At 67.0% G+C, this 17,211-nt stretch carries 17 protein-coding genes; 3 read left to right on the top strand and 14 right to left on the bottom strand.

The features are described 5' to 3' along the window. Positions 1 to 238 precede the first annotated feature (238 nt). Complete coding sequence (locus tag DFLDMN_RS22960) at positions 239 to 1,696, top strand: MFS transporter (protein WP_423200176.1); 1,458 nt, start codon at positions 239 to 241, stop codon at positions 1,694 to 1,696. 177 nt (positions 1,697 to 1,873) lie between these two features. Here DFLDMN_RS22960 and DFLDMN_RS22955 read toward each other — a convergent pair whose 3' ends face one another. The 6 genes from DFLDMN_RS22955 to DFLDMN_RS22930 form a co-directional block, all read right to left on the bottom strand. After that, a complete protein-coding gene (locus DFLDMN_RS22955; protein ID WP_423200175.1) occupies positions 1,874 to 2,560 on the bottom strand; it encodes a hypothetical protein in 687 nt (228 codons plus the stop codon). Positions 2,561 to 2,574: 14 nt separating this feature from the next. Next, positions 2,575 to 4,584, bottom strand: a complete 2,010-nt coding sequence (locus tag DFLDMN_RS22950; protein ID WP_423200174.1) for a hypothetical protein — start codon at positions 4,582 to 4,584, stop codon at positions 2,575 to 2,577. Between the two features lies 1 nt (position 4,585). Then, positions 4,586 to 6,226 (bottom strand): hypothetical protein, encoded by a 1,641-nt coding sequence (locus DFLDMN_RS22945; RefSeq protein ID WP_423200173.1) that lies wholly within the window; start codon positions 6,224 to 6,226, stop codon positions 4,586 to 4,588. Between the two features lie 130 nt (positions 6,227 to 6,356). Further along, positions 6,357 to 6,656 carry a hypothetical protein gene (locus DFLDMN_RS22940; RefSeq protein ID WP_423200172.1) on the bottom strand — a complete coding sequence of 100 codons (300 nt, stop codon included), beginning with the start codon at positions 6,654 to 6,656 and terminating at the stop codon, positions 6,357 to 6,359. Between the two features lie 132 nt (positions 6,657 to 6,788). After that, positions 6,789 to 7,700 carry an aspartyl/asparaginyl beta-hydroxylase domain-containing protein gene (locus tag DFLDMN_RS22935; protein ID WP_423200171.1) on the bottom strand — a complete coding sequence of 304 codons (912 nt, stop codon included), beginning with the start codon at positions 7,698 to 7,700 and terminating at the stop codon, positions 6,789 to 6,791. A 264-nt stretch (positions 7,701 to 7,964) separates the two neighbouring features. After that, positions 7,965 to 8,435, bottom strand: a complete 471-nt coding sequence (locus DFLDMN_RS22930) for an Lrp/AsnC family transcriptional regulator (RefSeq protein ID WP_423200170.1) — start codon at positions 8,433 to 8,435, stop codon at positions 7,965 to 7,967. A gap of 149 nt (positions 8,436 to 8,584) precedes the next feature. Here DFLDMN_RS22930 and DFLDMN_RS22925 point away from each other — a divergent pair, with 149 nt between their 5' ends. Next, positions 8,585 to 9,499 carry a DMT family transporter gene (locus DFLDMN_RS22925; protein WP_423200169.1) on the top strand — a complete coding sequence of 305 codons (915 nt, stop codon included), beginning with the start codon at positions 8,585 to 8,587 and terminating at the stop codon, positions 9,497 to 9,499. 129 nt (positions 9,500 to 9,628) lie between these two features. Here DFLDMN_RS22925 and DFLDMN_RS22920 read toward each other — a convergent pair whose 3' ends face one another. The 8 genes from DFLDMN_RS22920 to DFLDMN_RS22885 all read right to left on the bottom strand — a co-directional run bounded on the left by DFLDMN_RS22920 (position 9,629) and on the right by DFLDMN_RS22885 (position 15,876). After that, on the bottom strand, positions 9,629 to 10,789 hold the full coding sequence (locus tag DFLDMN_RS22920; protein WP_423200168.1) for a thiolase: 1,161 nt from the start codon (positions 10,787 to 10,789) through the stop codon (positions 9,629 to 9,631). Further along, positions 10,786 to 11,175 carry a Zn-ribbon domain-containing OB-fold protein gene (locus DFLDMN_RS22915; protein WP_423200167.1) on the bottom strand — a complete coding sequence of 130 codons (390 nt, stop codon included), beginning with the start codon at positions 11,173 to 11,175 and terminating at the stop codon, positions 10,786 to 10,788. The genes DFLDMN_RS22920 and DFLDMN_RS22915 overlap by 4 nt, the downstream gene beginning before the upstream one ends. Next, positions 11,172 to 11,633 (bottom strand): MaoC family dehydratase, encoded by a 462-nt coding sequence (locus tag DFLDMN_RS22910; RefSeq protein ID WP_423200166.1) that lies wholly within the window; start codon positions 11,631 to 11,633, stop codon positions 11,172 to 11,174. Before DFLDMN_RS22910 ends, DFLDMN_RS22915 begins: the two co-directional genes overlap by 4 nt. A 29-nt stretch (positions 11,634 to 11,662) precedes the next feature. Next, positions 11,663 to 12,682: an NAD(P)H-dependent flavin oxidoreductase gene (locus DFLDMN_RS22905; protein ID WP_423200165.1), complete on the bottom strand. Its 1,020-nt coding sequence runs from the start codon at positions 12,680 to 12,682 to the stop codon at positions 11,663 to 11,665. A 3-nt stretch (positions 12,683 to 12,685) separates the two neighbouring features. After that, complete coding sequence (locus tag DFLDMN_RS22900; RefSeq protein WP_423200164.1) at positions 12,686 to 13,372, bottom strand: 3-oxoacid CoA-transferase subunit B; 687 nt, start codon at positions 13,370 to 13,372, stop codon at positions 12,686 to 12,688. Next, positions 13,369 to 14,034, bottom strand: coding sequence for a 3-oxoacid CoA-transferase subunit A (locus tag DFLDMN_RS22895; RefSeq protein ID WP_423200163.1), 666 nt, complete (start codon positions 14,032 to 14,034; stop codon positions 13,369 to 13,371). The genes DFLDMN_RS22900 and DFLDMN_RS22895 overlap by 4 nt, the downstream gene beginning before the upstream one ends. A 19-nt stretch (positions 14,035 to 14,053) precedes the next feature. Further along, the gene (locus tag DFLDMN_RS22890) at positions 14,054 to 14,953 is read right to left on the bottom strand and encodes an SDR family oxidoreductase (protein ID WP_423200162.1); all 900 of its coding nucleotides are present in this window, start codon (positions 14,951 to 14,953) and stop codon (positions 14,054 to 14,056) included. Between the two features lie 83 nt (positions 14,954 to 15,036). Continuing rightward, complete coding sequence (locus tag DFLDMN_RS22885) at positions 15,037 to 15,876, bottom strand: enoyl-CoA hydratase-related protein (protein ID WP_423200161.1); 840 nt, start codon at positions 15,874 to 15,876, stop codon at positions 15,037 to 15,039. Positions 15,877 to 16,172: 296 nt separating this feature from the next. Between DFLDMN_RS22885 and DFLDMN_RS22880 the strand changes: the two genes are divergently transcribed. After that, on the top strand, positions 16,173 to 17,078 hold the full coding sequence (locus tag DFLDMN_RS22880; protein WP_423200160.1) for an IclR family transcriptional regulator: 906 nt from the start codon (positions 16,173 to 16,175) through the stop codon (positions 17,076 to 17,078). Positions 17,079 to 17,211 lie beyond the last annotated feature (133 nt).

The following is a 17,211-nucleotide window of genomic DNA, read 5'->3' as shown; positions in this document are numbered from 1 at the left end:
GCCGGCCGTCAGCACGGCGCCCGGCATTGTCGACAGGAATGAGATAGACCGTCTCGACGGACGCGCATAATGCCGGCCGCGGGACCGGCTACCATGGGCGGCTCAGCGCCTTGCGCCTGCGATGCCGCAGTGATGCCGCAGTGATGACGGACATCGACATCGTGCCGCGCAAGGGTCCGCCTCCGTTGGCACCACCCGTTGGCGCCATCCGTTCGCTCCGCCCTCTTTTTCCGCCCCCATGCAAACCAGGCGCCCGCTTGTCATTGCCGCGATCATGGCCTCGTTTGCCATGGTCGCGCTGGAAGCGACCATCGTTTCCACCGCCATGCCGCAGATCGTCAGCCGGCTCGGCGGCCTCAACCTCTATACCTGGGTCTTCGCCACCTTCCTGCTGACCCAGACCGCCATGACGGTCGTGTTCGGCAAGCTGGCCGATATCTACGGCCGCAAGCCGATGGTGCTGGCCGGCGTGGCGATCTTCCTGCTCGGCTCGGTACTCGCCGGGTTTGCCCATTCGATGCCGGCCATGCTCGTGTACCGGCTGATCCAGGGCGTCGGGGCCGGCGCCATCATGCCGGTGGCGATGACCATCGTCGGCGATCTCTATCCCGCCCACGAACGCGGCAAGATCCAGGGCTACCTGGCCAGCGTATGGGCCACCTCGGCGGTATTCGGCCCGATGGCGGGCAGCCTGATCATCAGCGTGACGTCGTGGTCGTGGATCTTCTGGATCAACGTGCCGATCGGGCTGCTCGCGGCAGCCGGCTTTGTGCTGTATCTGCACGAGGACGTGGCGCCCCGGCGGCCCGCGATCGATTACGCGGGCGCGGCGCTGTTCACCGTCGCCATTGCCGCGCTGATGATGGCGCTGACCGACGCCGAGGGTGGCCATCATGCGCGCGTCGGCGTCGAGGTGGCGGTGCTGGTCGTGAGCGCCGTGCTGTTCGTGTTCCAGGAGCGGCGCGCCGCCGACCCGATGGTGTCGTTCGCGCTCTGGTCGCGGCGGCCGATCGCGGTCTGCAATGCCGCCGCGTTGTTCTCGGGCATGGCGATGATGGGCCTCACCGCATTTGTGCCGATGTATGTGCAGATCGTGCTGGGTCGCACGCCCGTGGTGGCCGGCCTGGCGCTGACCATGATGATGGTGGGCTGGCCGTCGGGCGCGACCATCGCGGCCAAGGCATACCAGCGCATCGGCCTGCGCCGCATGCTGGTGGCCGGCAGCGCGTTCGTGCCGCTGGGCGCCGCGGTGTTCGTATGGCTCACGCCGGCGAGTCATCCCATGTGGGCCGGCGCGGGTTCGCTGGTGCTCGGTTTCGGCATGGGGCTGATCAGCGTCGGCTCGCTGATCGTGATCCAGGACAGCGTGGTGCTGGCGGAACGCGGCAGCGCCACCGCCTCCAACCTGTTCTCGCGCAACCTCGGCAATACGCTCGGCGCCTCGTTGCTCGGTGCGATCCAGGCCTATACGCTGGCACGCTCCGGCAACGTGACCGCCGACCAGTTGCGGCACCTGCTCGACGCCCCCGCGGCCATGCCGGGGGCCGCCGGCGAGGCCGTGCGGTACGCGTTGCAGCATTCGCTGCACGCGACCTTTCTGGTCATGCTGGTGATCGCGCTCGGGGTGGTGGCGGCGATGCTGTTGCTGCCGCCGGTACAGGTGAGCGGCAAGCATGAAACCGCGATGATCGAGTAAGGCCCTGCGGGCACTGCCGCTGCCATACTGTGCGCGGGTGGAGCCTGGTGGACCCTGGCGGACCCTGAGGGCATCCTGCTGCCACGCCGCCACCGCCCCAACGCCACCGGTCGCGCGACCTCCCCTCGCCTCCCGCACTTCCGACGTTCGCGCGGGAGGTGGCGTACGCAGTCGGCGTCAGATGCTGTCGACGGCCTTCGGTGCCTCGGAGGCCGACGTCGGCAGTGCCGAAATCTTGCCCGCCTTGGCCAGCTTGATCAGGCCTTCGCCGATCTTGGCGGTATTGGACAGCTGCGAGGTCACCGACGACGCGGCATCCTTGAGCGCGCCCAGGCGCGGCAACAGGGCCGGATTCGACGCCACGCCGGACACCAGCGCGCTGCTGCCTTCCGCCAGTTGCTTGTCCTTGAGCACGCCGAGCATGAACGTGAAGGCCGCGTTGCCGAACGAAGCGAGCTGCTGCTTGTTCATCGCGTTGAGCCGGTTCTCGGCATCGGCGCTGTTGAGCGACTTCTGCGCGATGGTCGCCTTGTCGCTTTCGATCTTGCTGATCTCGGCGGCCTTCTCGGCCGGGTCCGCGATAGTGTTGGCGGCGGCCAGGCGCGCTTCCACCGCGGCGATGTCTTCCTTGCTGGCCAGCGCCTTGAAGATATGCGTCGACGACGTGCTGATCAGCAGGTTGGCATCGTTGGCGGTCTTGATAAAGCCGTCGATATCGCCGGCGGACACCGCGGCGCCCGAGGTGCCGCCCACGCCCGGAATGGCGGAAGTGATATTGCCCAGGCCGAACGCCATGGCGGACGGTGCCGAGGTCAGCAGCAGGCCGCCGGCGATGGCGGCGGCGATGGCGGAGATCTGTTTCATATCGTGGTTCCTTGTCAGTTGGATTTGAGTAGTTGCTTCATCACGTCGTCGAGACTCTTGCGCGTGTCGAGGTCCAGATCGATGCGCTGCAGCGCATCGACGTCGGCGGCGGACGCAGTGGCCGGATAGCCGCTGGAGGTAAATGCATGCTCGAGAATGGCCTGCCCCGCCGGATTGCCGCCGGCGCGCTGACGGTAGGCCAGGCGCGCGGTGTAGCCCTGCGTGCATGAACCGTCCTCGCATTTGCGGTCTTTCGCATCGATCCGGTAGAGCGCCTCCAGGCAGCGGTCGTAGCTGCCCGGACGCAGCATCAGCTCGCTGCCGAAACCGGACTGGCCGCCGATCTTGCCCTTGACCAGGTCGGCCAGCTTCGGATTGATCATGACGTTGGCGGCCGCTGCCGCACCGGCATAGGCGAGCAGGTCGAAGCGATCGAGCGCGACCGACCCTACCTGGCTCCTGGTGGCGGGACAGAACGCCACACGCTGACCGCCGCCGGCGCGCGCCACGCTATCGAGCAGGATCACGTCGCCGCTGTCCGGCCGGGGCGGCTGGCCGGCCACCGGCAGGATCGGGTTGGCCTGCACGCGCGCGCCGTCACGGCTCACCACGGTGGCGTCCCAGGTCGGCACCATGGCTTCCTCGCTCAGGCCGCCGGGCTTGCCGACGCCGTGATACACGCGGATGGTGTCGCCGATCTGCAGGTCCAGGCCGGGATCGTCGATCTGGAAGCCCTCCGCGGAGGCCGCACCGACCTTGAGCGTGAGCGGCTTGAAGCGGATCTCGCGCGCAAAGCGGTCCGCCAGGTCGTTGAGCGCGTTCTTGAGCGCGACCTCGCGCCGGTCCGCTGGATTGAAGCCGGCCTGGTCGGTCACGGTGTCGTCGATGCGCTGGTCGCCATCGGCCGCATACAGCACGCGGCCATCGCGCGACAGCAGCTCGGCAAAGGCCCATGCCTGCGTGCGCTGCTGCGTCTTGTAGGCAAGGTTGGTCGGCAACGCATACTGGCGCGCGGGCGGCACCACCAGGCGAATAAAGTAATCGGGCAGCGCGCGCTTGCCGCTCACCTCGTGGCCGATGCGCGTATTGCTGTCGACCGACGCCTGCACCTGGCTGAAATTGGCATTGAGCGGCAGCGTGGCAAACGGCGCGCTACTGCCCAGCTTGTCCGTGAACAGCTGCGTGCTGACCACATCGGTCAGGTCGGTGTTGCCATCGCTGACCAGCGCCATCACGCGCGGCTTCTTGACGTCGGACAACGCCATCGCGCTGGCGCGGCTGAAGGTAGCGCCATCCCTCGGTGTACCGAGCACCGGCACCGCCACCGCATGACGCGCGCCAGCCGCTTCCACGCGGATTTCCGCGCTGTCGCTGTTCAGCACGTCGCCCTTGCCGATACCGTCCTGGTAACCCTTGTCCAGGATGACAAAGCCCTTCCAGGTATCGGCCACGCGCGTCTCCACCACATAGGGCTTGAACTGGCGCGCGGCCGCGGCCAGCGCGCTGTCCAGCACCGCGGCAAAGCCGCCGCGGTAGGCGTCGGCGATCCTGGCGTCGATCGCCGCCTGCCCCTGCGCCCGCGTCACCGTCATCACTTCGTAGCGCGTCTGGCTGAACGACTGCAGCACCTCGCCCGTCATCGGATTGGTGAAGTACAGGCTCAGCGTGATCGGCAGATAGATATCGGTGGTGCCGTCGGCCTTGTCGATCCGGTAACGCGACACCCGCGTGACCTGCGCGGACAGTGCCAGCGTGCGCAGACGGTTCCGGCCGTCGATGGTGGCCGCCAGATCCGGGAAGTGCGCCTGCGCGCGCTGCTGCAGCAGTGCCACCGCTTGCCGGATATCGACCGCCGGGCGAAAGCCCGCGTCGATCTTGCTGCTGCCAGAACTCTCGTCGAAGAAGATGCCGGGGACCACATACAGGCCCACGCCGCCCGCCGCCATGGCAGCCGGCGCGGACGCTGTCGCCAGCACCAGGGCAGCGGTAACCCGCGCGGCGGAAGTCAGGGAGACCGGCGGCATCTCAGCGCGCCGCCTTCGGCTGCGTGCAGCCGTTCATGCACAACGTGACCACGTTGCCGTCCACCATCGAGTCCAGCGTGGCGAACTGCGGATTGCCGGCCAGGGCCATGGCGACGGCCTGGTCGAGCGGATCGGTGCCGCGATAGGTGGCCATCATCTCGACCTGGTTGGCGGCGGCCTGGCGCTGCACCACCTTCTCGAGCCCCGGCACGTTCTTCAGGCCCTGGCTGAAGGCGGTGCGACTCATCAGCGAGAGGGTGCCGCCCGTCAGCCGGATCACGTACTCGGCGCCGTACATGGTGCGGCGCTTGACGAAGTCCTGGATCCGCTTGCCGACCTGATTGCCGAGGCTGGCCGCCAGCTTGCCGGCGAGCTTGCCGCGGCAGTCGTCGGGCGAGATGCCGATGGCCGCCTCCGATTGCGTGGCGGAGCCGATGTCCTCGCCGGTCCTGGTGGAGAAGGTCTTGGTACTGGCCACGCCGGTGCACGCCGGCTGGCCCGAGTTGCGGTCCACACCCACGTCATAGATGACCGACGAGCCGATCATCAGATAGTCGGCAGTGGCGTCCTTGCGGGCGAAATCCACATACCTGGCGAGCTCCGCGCTGTTTTCCAGCTGGTCGAGCGTGATCGCGCGGTTGCCAAAATACTTGCTCTTGAAGAGCGCATTGTCGATGACCTTGATATCGAGGTCGCCCAGTTGTCCCTTCAGTTCGTTGTACGTGTAGTTCTTGCTGTCCGGACCGGTATTCTGCGGCTGATACTTGACCAGCTTGCGGAAGTACGTGTTGTTGTGGTCCTCGGCATTGACGCTATGGGCGTACGCCGACTGCGCGGCCGATGACGAAGCCACGCTGCTGCTGCTGGCCGCGGCCACCTGGCGCGACGCCGCCCCGGCGGCCTGACGGCTGCTGGCGCTTGCGGCGTCGTAGCGCGCGCGCTCGCGCCCGGCCACGGCCGCTTCGCCGCCTTCGCCATCGCGCGCGGCACCGGCCACCTGCGTGTCGCGCGCCGCGCTCACACGCCCGGCGCGATCTTCCCTGACCGCGAAGGCGGCCTGCTCCTTCGATGCATAGGCGGCATTGCTGCTGGCCGCATACGCGGCGCGCCGCGAACTCGACGCAGCTTCCTTCTCGTTGTAGTGCGACCCTTCCTCGTGGCGGAACTCGGTCAGTTCCTCGAGCGGCGCGCGCAGGTTGGTCGGCGTGGTGAAGAACTCGTCCATCATCACCAGGATCGGCTGGCTGCGCGTGGCGGTGGTGTTCATCGCCAGACCGAGGTCGCTGATCTGCGTGCGCAACGCCTTGTCGTCCATGCGGAACGTCACGCTGACCTGATACTGGCCGTCGGCCGAGCTCGGCACCGGGCTATAGAACGACTCTTCGCCGACCTGGACCACGAGTTCGTCGAGCCTGGCCTGCACTTCGGGCAGCTTGCTGGTGCCCGCGCCGACCACCTTGTCGAGCGCGGCCAGCACCGCGTTGCGCTTGGCCTGACGCAGCGCCGTGGTGCGCACCGCATTGAGATCGTCGGTAATCCGGGCGGTGCCCACACCGCGCGCTTCGATATCCATCGCATAGGCGGAGGGCAGCAGCAGCATGGCGGCAATCGCGCCCGGCAGGGTTTTGCGGAGTAGTTTCATGGCGTCATTCATCGGAAAGAGAATCGGGGACGCGCGCAGGCCTGCCAGCATGGCTGACGTGCGCGAGGTATTCACGGGCGCGGCCGTCGCGAACTCAGGGCGCGGCGACCGGTGCGGCTAGCGCGGACAGCTATCGCGGGCAGCTATCGGAGTGGATATCGGAGTGGATATCGGAGTGGATATCGGCGTTGAATGGCGTACCGCACGACGGCGGCGACAAATCGCGGCACCCGATGGTGCCGGCGATGGCGTCGCTCGTCATGCCTTCCCCGGCGCAGACGAAAGCGACGCGGCCGGGCGTCCGTAGCGGCGCCGGCAATACCCCTGAAACTGTCACGGCTGATCCGATCTTCTGGTTATTCTTGATCGATCGCGCATGCAGGGCGGTATCGGCCTGCTCTCCCCCACGCGATCCGTTCTTGTATGGCAATGCCAGCTTGCCTGTTATCGATACCGGGGGAAATGATAAATCTATCGCCCTGAAACGGCGATGACGAAATCGCCCCTCTTGAGAGGGGCGCAGAACTTCCGTGCGCTGCCGATAGCAGCCGGTTCGGGCAGATCAGTGGAAATGTGTCGGCCAGAAAATCACCATTACCACACCCAGCATCAGCGCCCATTTGAGGCTGTAGTAGACGTTGCGATTCCACGCCTTGACGCGCTTGCCGACGCTGCGCACCGCATAGATGTACTTGAACATGCGATTGAGCGGGCCGGTGGTGTCGCCGACGCCGTTGGGCGACGCCGCCGCACGCATGAGCGTGTCGCTGATGGCACGGTTGACACGTTGCGCCCAGGCGAAGCGCAGCGGCCGCTCGATATCGCAGAACAGGATGATGCGATCGTGCGTGGTGCCGTTCCTCGCATGGTGAAGAAAGGTTTCGTCGAACACCACGTCCTCGCCATCGCGCCACGAATACGTTTCGTTGTCGACCGTGATCGAGCACTGGTCATCGTTCGGCGTGACCAGCCCGAGGTGATAGCGTAACGAGCCCGCGTAGGGATCGCGATGCGGAAACAGCTTCGCGCCAGGTGGCAGCCGCGCAAACATCGCCGCCTTGACCGACGGCAGGCTGCCGAGGATCTCCAGCGTGCGCGGGCAGCTTGCCAGCGCCGACGGGTGCGGTGTGCCGTACCACTTCAGGTAGAAGCGCTTCCAGCCCTGGCGGAAGAAGGAATTAAAACCGATATCGGTATAGCCGTCCGCCGCCTGCAGCCGCTGCGCCTCCGCCAGCGCGAGCGCCTCCTGGCGAATGGTCTGCCATTCGCGGCGGATGACATCGAGTTCGGGAAAATGCTCGCGCGCGATAAACGGCGTGCGGGGCACGCGCGAGAACGCATACGGGAATGCGTTCAGCGGCGCAAGAAAGGTCGAGTGGTCGAATAACTGCCGGAAAAACCCATGGCGCGCCTTGCCGCGGAAATGGGTATATAGCGCACTGACAATGAAAATCGACAGGACGATCCAACGCATCGCGTACCTCTACTACGTAATTCTGCTGTTCTTGGTCTTGAGCTTGCTGACCGCAAGAAGGCCCCAAAGGCAGCCTCTTACGGCACAGATTCATCAAAAGATAATAATCCGTGTTGGCAGAACTCGCAGAATACGTGTAGCGCAATAACGCGAAGATGACAACTAAAGCACGACGTATCGAGATGATCGACGATTGTTGAAGAAATTGAACCTAAGAGTTTCACTGCAATGCACAATCGTCGCGGCAACACCACGCGGCATGCCCTATCCCAGGGGCAGCGCCGTGCTGTAGAGCACCTGCTTGAGCGCGAAGCTCGAACGGATATTGGATACGCCCGGGATCTTTGTGATCTGGTCGACAATCAGCCGCTCCAGTGCCTCGACGTCCTGCACGATCACGCGCAGCAGGTAGTCGGCATCGCCCGACATCAGATAGCACTCCATGACCTGCGGCAGCGCCGCGATGCGGCGCTCGAAGGTATCGAGCGTTTCCCGGCGCTGCTTGTCCAGCGAGATCTGGATGAACACCACCACCTTCAGGCCCAGCCGGCGCGCATCGAGCAGCGTCACGCGGCGCGAGATCACGCCCTGCTTCTCGAGGTTCTTGACGCGCGCCAGGCATGGCGAGGGCGAGAGATTGACGCGGCTGGCCAGTTCCACGTTGGTGAGACTGGCGTCGCGCTGGAGTTCGCTGAGGATGCGGAGGTCGGTGGCGTCGAGATCGAGGTCCAGCATGTTGCGCTCTCAAAGTGGTGGTGTCCGGCATTCTATGCTGGAATATATCGTTCGCGCAGCGAAATGCGGTCAATGCTGCGGTGCAGCGGCCACTAGACTTTCAGGTAAGCGAGCGGCCGTTCCGCCCGCACCTCAACCGTCACCGCATCATGTCCGCGCATCCCACGTCCGCCGCCGCCGGCGCCGGCATCCGCAAGTTCCTCCCGTTGATCGGGGCCGTTGCCATCTGGGGTGGCAACTGGCCCTTGATGAAATTCGGCCTCGCCCACGTCAGTCCGTTGTGGTTCGCGGCGATGCGCTTCGGTTCGTCGGCGGTGCTCAGCATCGTGGTGCTGGCGCTGCTGGGACGCCTGCGCTGGCCAAATCGCCAGGAGTGGCCGCTGGTGATCGGGGTGGGCCTGCTGCAGATGGCCGCGTTCACCGCGCTCGCCCTGTGGGCGCTGCAGTACGTCGCGCCCGGCCGCGCCTCGGTGGTCGCCTATGCCACCGCCATCTGGGTCATTCCACTGGCGTCGCTGGTGCTCGGCGAACGCCCGTCGCGGCTGCAATGGCTCGCCACGGCGTTCAGCTATGCCGGGATCGCCGTGATCGTGCTGCCCGCCGTGAGCCAGTGGGAACTGCATACCGTGGTCGGCCTGGCCATGCTGCTGGGCGCGTCGCTGGCCTGGGCGATCAGCATCATCCAGCTGCGGGCCCATCGCACGGTGCGTCTCGGCGCCGAGATGATTCCCTGGGAATGCGCCATTGCCACCGCGCCGCTGGTGCTGCTCGCCGTGCTGCGCGATGGCGCGCCCGATGTGGCCGCGTTCGCCGAGATCTGGCCGGCCATCGCCTACACCGGCCCGCTGGCCACCGCGCTGACCTTTATCGTGGTGCTCAATGTTACGCAGTCACTGCCGCCGGCCGCGACATCCATCGCCATGCTGGGCGTGCCGGTGATCGGGCTGATCGTGTCGGCAGTGGCCTGGCACGAGCGCATCTCGGCCGACCTGTCGGTGGGCCTCGCGCTGATCGGCATCGGCGTCATCACCGCGGCCCTGGCGCCGCGGCGTGAAGTGGCGTGACGCCGCATGAGGTCGCATGAGGTCGCATGAGGTCGCATGAGGTCGCATGAGGTCGCATGAGGTCGCATGAGGTCGCATGAGGTCGCATGAGGTCGCATGAAACGGCGGGGGGCGGGGCCCCGCCGCCGCTCAGAGCGTCTGCGCGCCGCCGAGGATCACCGTGCTCTGCGACGACAGTACACCGCCGTTGCCATGCGCGATGGCGATGTTCGCGTCCTTGACCTGGCGCGCGCCGCATTCGCCGCGCAACTGGCGCACCGCCTCGATCAGCAGGAACAGGCCGTACATGCCCGGATGGCAATACGAGAGCCCGCCGCCGTTGGTATTGACCGGCACCGCGCCGCCCGGGGCGATACGGCCACCGCTGACGAACGCGCCGCCCTCGCCCTTGGCGCAGAAGCCGAGGTCCTCCAGGAACAGGATGGTATTGATGGTGAACGCATCGTAGACCTCGATCACATCCACGTCCCGCGCTGCGATGCCGGCCTGCGCATAGGCCATCTGGCCCGAGCGGATCGCGCCGGTGCGCACCAGGTCCGGCATGCTGGAGATGGTCTGGTGCGTGGTGACGTGCCCCGCGCCGAGCAGATAGACCGGTGGCTTGCGCAGCGATCTGGCACGCTCGGCCGCGGTCACGACAATGGCGCCGCCGCCGTCCGTCACCAGACAGCAGTCGCGGATCGTCAGCGGATAGCTGACCATGCGCGCGGCCAGCACCTCGGCCACGGACAGCGGCTGCTTCTCCCATGCGACCGGATTCAGCAGCGCCCACTGGCGCGCGGCTACCGCCACCTCGGCCAGCTGCTCGCGCGTGGTACCGAACTCGTGCATATGGCGGGCCGCCGCCAATGCATACGCGGACGGCGGCAGGAACGGCTTGTAGGGCGACTCGTACGGATTGCGTTCCGGTACGCTGGTGTTCTTGCGGCCGCCCGCGGAGCGCTGGGTACTGCCGTAGGCGATCACTGCCACCTGGCACACGCCGGCCTCGATCGCGCGCTGTGCCTGCGCGAGGTGCGTCATGAAGGACGACCCGCCGGTCGAGCTCGATTCCAGGTAAGCCTCGGGCCGCCCGAGATACTCGGCCAGCGCCAGACCGGCCAGGCGGCTCTGCGACGTGGCGCAGAACAGGCCATCGACATCGCGCATCGACAGGCCGCAATCGTCGAGCGCGCGGCGCACGCCCTGCGCCATCAGGTCGATCGGCGAAAAGCCGGGACCGACCTCGCCGAGATCGGATTCCGCCGCGCCGACGATGGCCGCGGCGCCGCGCTTGAATGTATGGGTCATGGTGCGGTAGCGGTAGCGGGTACGAACACGGGATAGGGATCGTCGTCGGCGGGTGTATGGACCCGGAAGCGGACGCGCAGGCCGATGGTCACGTCACGGGCCGGCAGGCCCTCCACGCGCGACATCATGCGAAAGCCCTCGTCGCAGTCGATCATGGCCACGTTATAGGGCTCGCCGCCGCGCGGATACACCGCCGTGGTGCTGTAGACGGTGCCAAGCCCGTCGCTGATGCGCCATTCGAGGCAATCCTCACCCGAGAACGGGCAGATCTCGCGCGGAAAGAACACCGCACGGCCGGCCACGGGGCTGAACTGATAGGCCAGTTGTCCCTTCCGCAGATGTTCCAGATAGACGGCGTACGGAGACGGTCGGTTGGCGGGCATCATGCCTCCCTGGCATACATCACCGAAATGGTCTCGGCCACCAGCGCGGGACGCTCGACGCCCTCGATCTCCATGGTGTTGCCGAAAGTCAGTCGCACGCCGCCCTCGATCGGCTCGTACTTCTCGAGCGAGCGATGCAGGCGGATACGGGCACCGCAGTACACCGGCGCGGTGAAGCGGACCTTGTTGGAACCGTAGTTGATGCCGCGCGAGCGCTCGCGCACGCGGCAGATTTCGGTGCCGAGATGCGTGAGCAGCGAAAACGTCAGCATGCCGTGCGCCATGGTGCGGCCGCCAGGCAGTTCGCGCCGGGCACGGTCCACGTCGACGTGGATCCAGTTGTCGTCGCCCGACACGCGCGCGAAATCGTCGATCCGTTGCTGGTCGATCGTCAGCCACTCGCTGGTGCCGAGCTTCTTGCCGACGTAGGCTTCCAGGTCGTAGGGGGTCTGCACTTCCATCGATGCGCTCCTCTGTAGCAGGTAGGGATTCAGGCCGCCAGCGTGGTGGACTGAGGGGACGGGGTGGCGGGAACGGTACCCGCCGCGGTAAAGCTGGCCAGGCGCCCGTCGATCAGGCGCCGTGCGTCCTCGACGATGCGGTGCACCAGCTCGGCACAGCTCGGAATGTCGTCGATCAGCGCCTGTACCAGACCGGCGGTCCAGATGCCGCCCTCCACGTCGCCCTGCTCGTACACGCCGCGCCCCTTGGCGCCGGCCACAATCGGGCCGATTTCGTCGATTCCCTTGCCGGCGCGCTCCATCGCGATCACGGTCTCGGCCAGCGCGGTGCGCGCCACGCGGCTGCTGTTGCGCAGACTGCGCAGGATCAGGCAGGTATCGCGCTCGGTGTTGGCGACGATGGTGCGCTTGACGTTCTCGTGCACCGGCGACTCCTTCGTGCACATGAAGCGCGTGCCCATGTTGATGCCTTCCGCGCCGAGCGCGAGCGCCGCCACCAGGCCGCGGCCATCGCCAAAGCCGCCGGAGGCGATCACCGGAATCCTTACCCTGGCCACCGTGGCGGGAATCAGGATCAGCGCGGGAATATCGTCCTCGCCCACGTGGCCCGCGCACTCAAAGCCGTCGATGCTGACAATGTCCACGCCAATCTGCTCGGCCTTGAGCGCATGGCGCGGGCTCGTGCACTTGTGGATCACCTTGATGCCGGCTTCCTTGAAGGCCGGCATATGCGCCTGCGGATTATTGCCGGCGGTCTCGACGATCTTCACGCCCGAGTCGATGATCGCATCGCGATACGCATCGTAGGGCACCGGTTTGAGCGTGGGCAGCATGGTCAGGTTGACCGCGAACGGCCGGTCCGTCAGCGAGCGCGTGCGTGCAATCTCGTCACGCAGCGCTTCCGGCGAGGGCTGGGTCAACGCGGTCAGCACGCCCAGCGCGCCCGCGTTGGACACCGCCGCCACCAGTTCGGCGCGGCCCACCCATTGCATGCCACCCTGGACGATCGGATGCTCGATCCCCAGCAGTCGGGTAATGGCGGTCTGCATCGGTCATGCTCCTTGTACGGTCACCGAGGGCCGATACGGACGGCACTCGGGATGCAGGATCAACTGGGCGCCAGTCATGCCCTGCAGGGTCTCGAAATCGATGCCTTCCGCGAGCCGGTCGACCACGAAGCCGGCCGACGTCACGCTGATCATCGCGAAGTTGGTATAGATGCGGTCCACGCAGCGCGCGCCCGTCAGCGGATAGGTGCAGCGCTCCAGCAGGCGCGGCGCGCCGTCCTTCTGGCAGTGCTCCATCAGCACCCACACGTTGGCCGCGCCGGCCGCGAGGTCCATGGCCCCGCCCACGCCGGGAATCTGGTCGGGCGCGTCGGTGGTCCAGTTGGCGAGGTCGCCGTTGGCCGCCACCTGGAAAGCGCCCAGGCAGGCGATATCGATATGGCCGCCGCGCACCATCAGGAACGAATCGCTGTGGCTGAACACCGAGGCCCCGGGCAGCAATGTGACCGGCGTCTTGCCCGCGTTGAGCACGTCGAGGTCCTCCTCGCCCGGCGGCGCCTTGGGCCCAAGCCCGAGCAGGCCCTGCTCGCTGTGCAGCAGCAGTTCGCGTCCGGCCGGCACGTAGTCGGCGATCATGGTCGGCAGCCCGATGCCGAGGTTCACGCAGCTGCCGTCCGGAATGTCGGCGGCCGCCACGCGCGCGATGTCCTCGCGGCTCAGTCCCTTGTTCATTTCACCTCCACGAGTCTGTCGATGAACACCGCCGGCGTGACGATGTGCTCCGGGTCGAGCGCGCCCAGCGGCACGATCTCCGCGACCTGCGCCACCACGAGCTTTGCCGCGCCGGCCATCACGGGATTGTTGATGCGCGCGCCACGGTGATAGACGAGGTTGCCCCAGCGGTCGCCGCGCAGCGCCTTGATCAATGCCACGTCGCCGGTCAGCGGTTCTTCCAGCACGTATTCCTCGCCGCGGATCATGCGTGTCTCCTTGCCCTCGGCCAGCCGCGTACCGGCCGCGGTGCGCGTGTAGAAGCCACCGATACCGGCCGCCCCGGCGCGGATGCGTTCGGCCAGCGTGCCCTGCGGCACCAGTTCGAGCTCGATCTTGCCGGCAGCATAGAGTTCGTCGAAGACGGTCTTGCCCTGCAGGCCGCGTGGAAACGAGCACACCATCTTGCGGATGCGCCCCGCGCGCATCAGGTCGCCCACGATATCCGGCCCGATGGTGGCGTTGTTGGCGACGATGGTCAGGTCCCGCGCACCGAGTTCCAGCACGCCGGCGAGCAGCTCCGCGGGCCGGCCCGAGGTGCCGAAGCCGCCCACCAGCAGTACATCGCCATCCTTGATACCCGCGACCGCGTCGGCCACGGTGTTGACGCGTTTGTCGATCATGGTTGGTCGCCTGCTCCGGTCAGTCGAGGTCGTTGCCCTTCATGTCCGCATTGCGGCGGGCACGGCGTGCGAGGTCCTCCAGGACCGGACCGATCGCATGCGGATCGTCGACCGGCGCCGCCTCGGGCCCCCGGTGCCAGCCTTCCAGCGCGGCCAGGATGCCACCGCCCACCTCGAATACGCGCCCGCTCACCTCACCGCTGTGTGCGCTGGCGAGCCATACCACCACGGGGGAAATCCAGCGCGGATGGCGCGCGGCGATCTCCTCCGGGGTCCGTTCGCGCAGACTTTCGGTCATGCGCGTCTGCGCATGCGGGCAGATCGCGTTGACGGTCACACCATAGCGCCTGAGCTCGCGCGCCGAGATGATGGTCATGGCGGCGATGCCGGCCTTGGCCGCGCCGTAGTTGTTCTGCCCGATATTGCCGAACAGGCCCGACGACGACGTGGTGTTGATGATGCGCCCGCCCACCGGGTCTCCGGTCTCGCGATGCAACGCGCGCCAGTAGGCGGCGGCATGGCGCGACGGCGCGAACGTACCCTTCATATGCACGTTGACCACCGCGTCCCACTCGTGCTCCTCCATATTGACGAGCGTGCGGTCGCGCAGGATGCCGGCATTGTTGACCAGGCCATGCAGCGCGCCGTAGTGCTCGACGGTGCTGTCGATCAGGTGCCTGGCGCCGTTCCAGTCGGCGATATCGTCGCCGTTGGCAATGGCCTCGCCCCCCGCGGCGCGGATCTCGTCCACCACGGCCTGGGCCGCGCTCAGGTCGCGCCCTTCGCCGTCGCGCGCCACGCCCAGGTCGTTGACCACCACGCGCGCGCCTTCGGCCGCCAGGTGGAGTGCATATTCGCGGCCGATGCCGCGGGCGGCGCCGGTCACGATCACGACACGGCCTGCGCAGAGTTTGTTCATGTCAGAGCTTCCTTCGCAAAGAAATAGTGGGTTCGGGTGCGGCTTGTCAGGTGCCGGCTTCCAGGTGCCGGCAGTGCCGCGCATCAGGTGCCGTCGCGCGCGGCAATGGCACGGTCCACGCCGAACGACGGGGTCCGCTTCTCCACATAGGCGCGCGTGGCCTCGCGGTGATCTTCGGTCTCGGTGCAGCGCACATGCCGCCACGCCTCGGCATCGAGCACCTGCGGCAGCGTGGCATGCAGCGCGTCGTTGAGATTGCGCTTCATGTAGCCGATGGCGGTACGCGGGCCGTGCGCCAGCGAGGTGGCCAGCCCGATGGTGGCCGCCGCGAGCGCATCGGCCTCGACCACACGCGTCAGCAGGCCCAGCGCGAGCGCGCTCTGCGCATCGAGCCTGGGCGAGGTGAGATAGAGTTCGCGCGCCTTGGCCATGCCCACCAGCCGCGGCAGGAAATAATGCGCGCCAAAATCCCCAGGCACCGCGACGTTGAGAAAGCCGGTGCGCAGCAACGCGGTCGGGTCGGCAAAGCGCATGTCGCAGGCGAGCGCCAGCGAGAGTCCCGCGCCGACCGCGGCACCGCGGATCATGGCGAGGGTGGGCTTGGGCATCGTATGCAGCAGCTCGGTAATGCCCGCGCGATGCCGCAGGCGCGCCACGCGCTGCTCGAAAGACAGCGCCTCCTGGCTCGCACCCGCCATGCGGGCGACGTCGCCGCCCGCGCAGAACGCGCCGCCCGCGCCGGTCAGCACCACCGCGCCCACGTCGGGGTCGGTGGCGGCCGTGCGCAAGGCCTCCAGCAGTTCCTCATAAAGCTCGGGACTCAGCGCATTGCGCCGCTCGGGGCGATTGAGGGTCAATACGAGTACCCCGTCGCGCGAATCCCGGATCAACTGAGGCGATTCGGCTCGATTGTCGGTCTGCACCGCTGTCTCCTGTCTTGTCGCGCCGCAAAAAACCACGCGGCGGTGGGTGGGTGCGACAGTCCGGGGCGATCGCCGCCGCTCTCGTCCGCCGCTTTTTTTCATGCTAAGGGAATCGCCGCATAGGGAGTACCCGCGGACGCCAATTAAACGTCCACATAGCGAGAAACGACCGGCGTAATCCCTGATCCGGCCGGGCCCGGGCGTGTTCAGCGCGGAGGTCCACGATATAGAATTCCTGTCATCGCAACCCGATATGCGATCGACATGCACAGCGCATGTGAGATACGGAGATGGAGATGAGTCCTGCACGTTCCGCCGCGTCGTCGAGCGCGGCCAGCGCCGCCGCCGGCACGCAGGCGCTGCACCGCGCCGTCGCACTGCTGCGGCTGATTACCGCGCATAACCGCACCGGCAGCCGCCTGGTCGACCTCTACCGGCGCAGCGGTCTCGAACGCCCGACCGCGCATCGCATCCTGCAGGGGATGATCGCCGAGCAGCTGATCCGCCAGGACAGCCAGACCAAGCGCTACTACCTCGGCCCCCTGCTCTACGAGATGGGACTGGCGGCCGCGCCCAAGCTCGCGCTGCGCGATATCTGCCACCCCTACCTGCAGGCCGTGGCGGAACATACCGGCGACACCGTCTTCATGACCGTGCGCTCGGGTTTCGACGGGGTATGCGTGGCGCGTGCCGATGGCTGCTTTCCGATCAAGGCGCACGTGCTCGATGTCGGGCGCCATCGTCCGCTCAATGTCGGCGCCGGCGGCCTGGCACTGCTCAGCGCGCTGCCCGACGAGGACGTGGCGCGCATCTGCCGCATCAATGTCGAACGCACGCAGCGCAAGAACCCGCGCTATTCCGAGGCCACGCTGCGCGCCGATCTCGCTGCCGCGCGACGCCGCGGCTATGCGGTGAACAAGGTCATGGACATGCCGCCGGTGCTGTCGGTCGGCATGGTAGTCCGCTATCCGGACGGCACGCCCGCGGCAGGCATCAGCGTCTCCACGCTGGCGTCACGGCTCGGCAAGGATCGCATCGACATGGTGGTGAGCTGCCTGCGCGATGCGGTGGCGTCGATCGAGGGCGAGCTCGCCCAGCTCGCGCAGCGCGACTGGAGCGAGCCAATCGACCACGGCGTGCCCCGTCTTGCCGAGCCCGATGCGAACCACCCGCACGATGCGGAGGCCGCGGAAGCCGGGTGAGGGCATCGCCGCCGTCATCAGCGTGCCGCGTGTGTGCAGCGCGGAAGTCCAAGTTATGGACCTGAATCTTCCATTTGCGCCGCCGCGGGTGTCCAAATCCGCGGCGTGACTGCGTAGACTTTCTCCATGCGGA

Source organism: Cupriavidus sp. H19C3 (genome assembly GCF_049393815.1).
GTDB lineage: Bacteria > Pseudomonadota > Gammaproteobacteria > Burkholderiales > Burkholderiaceae > Cupriavidus.
Note: the sequence above shows the minus strand (reverse complement) of the source record. Positions and strands in the feature narration are given on the sequence as shown.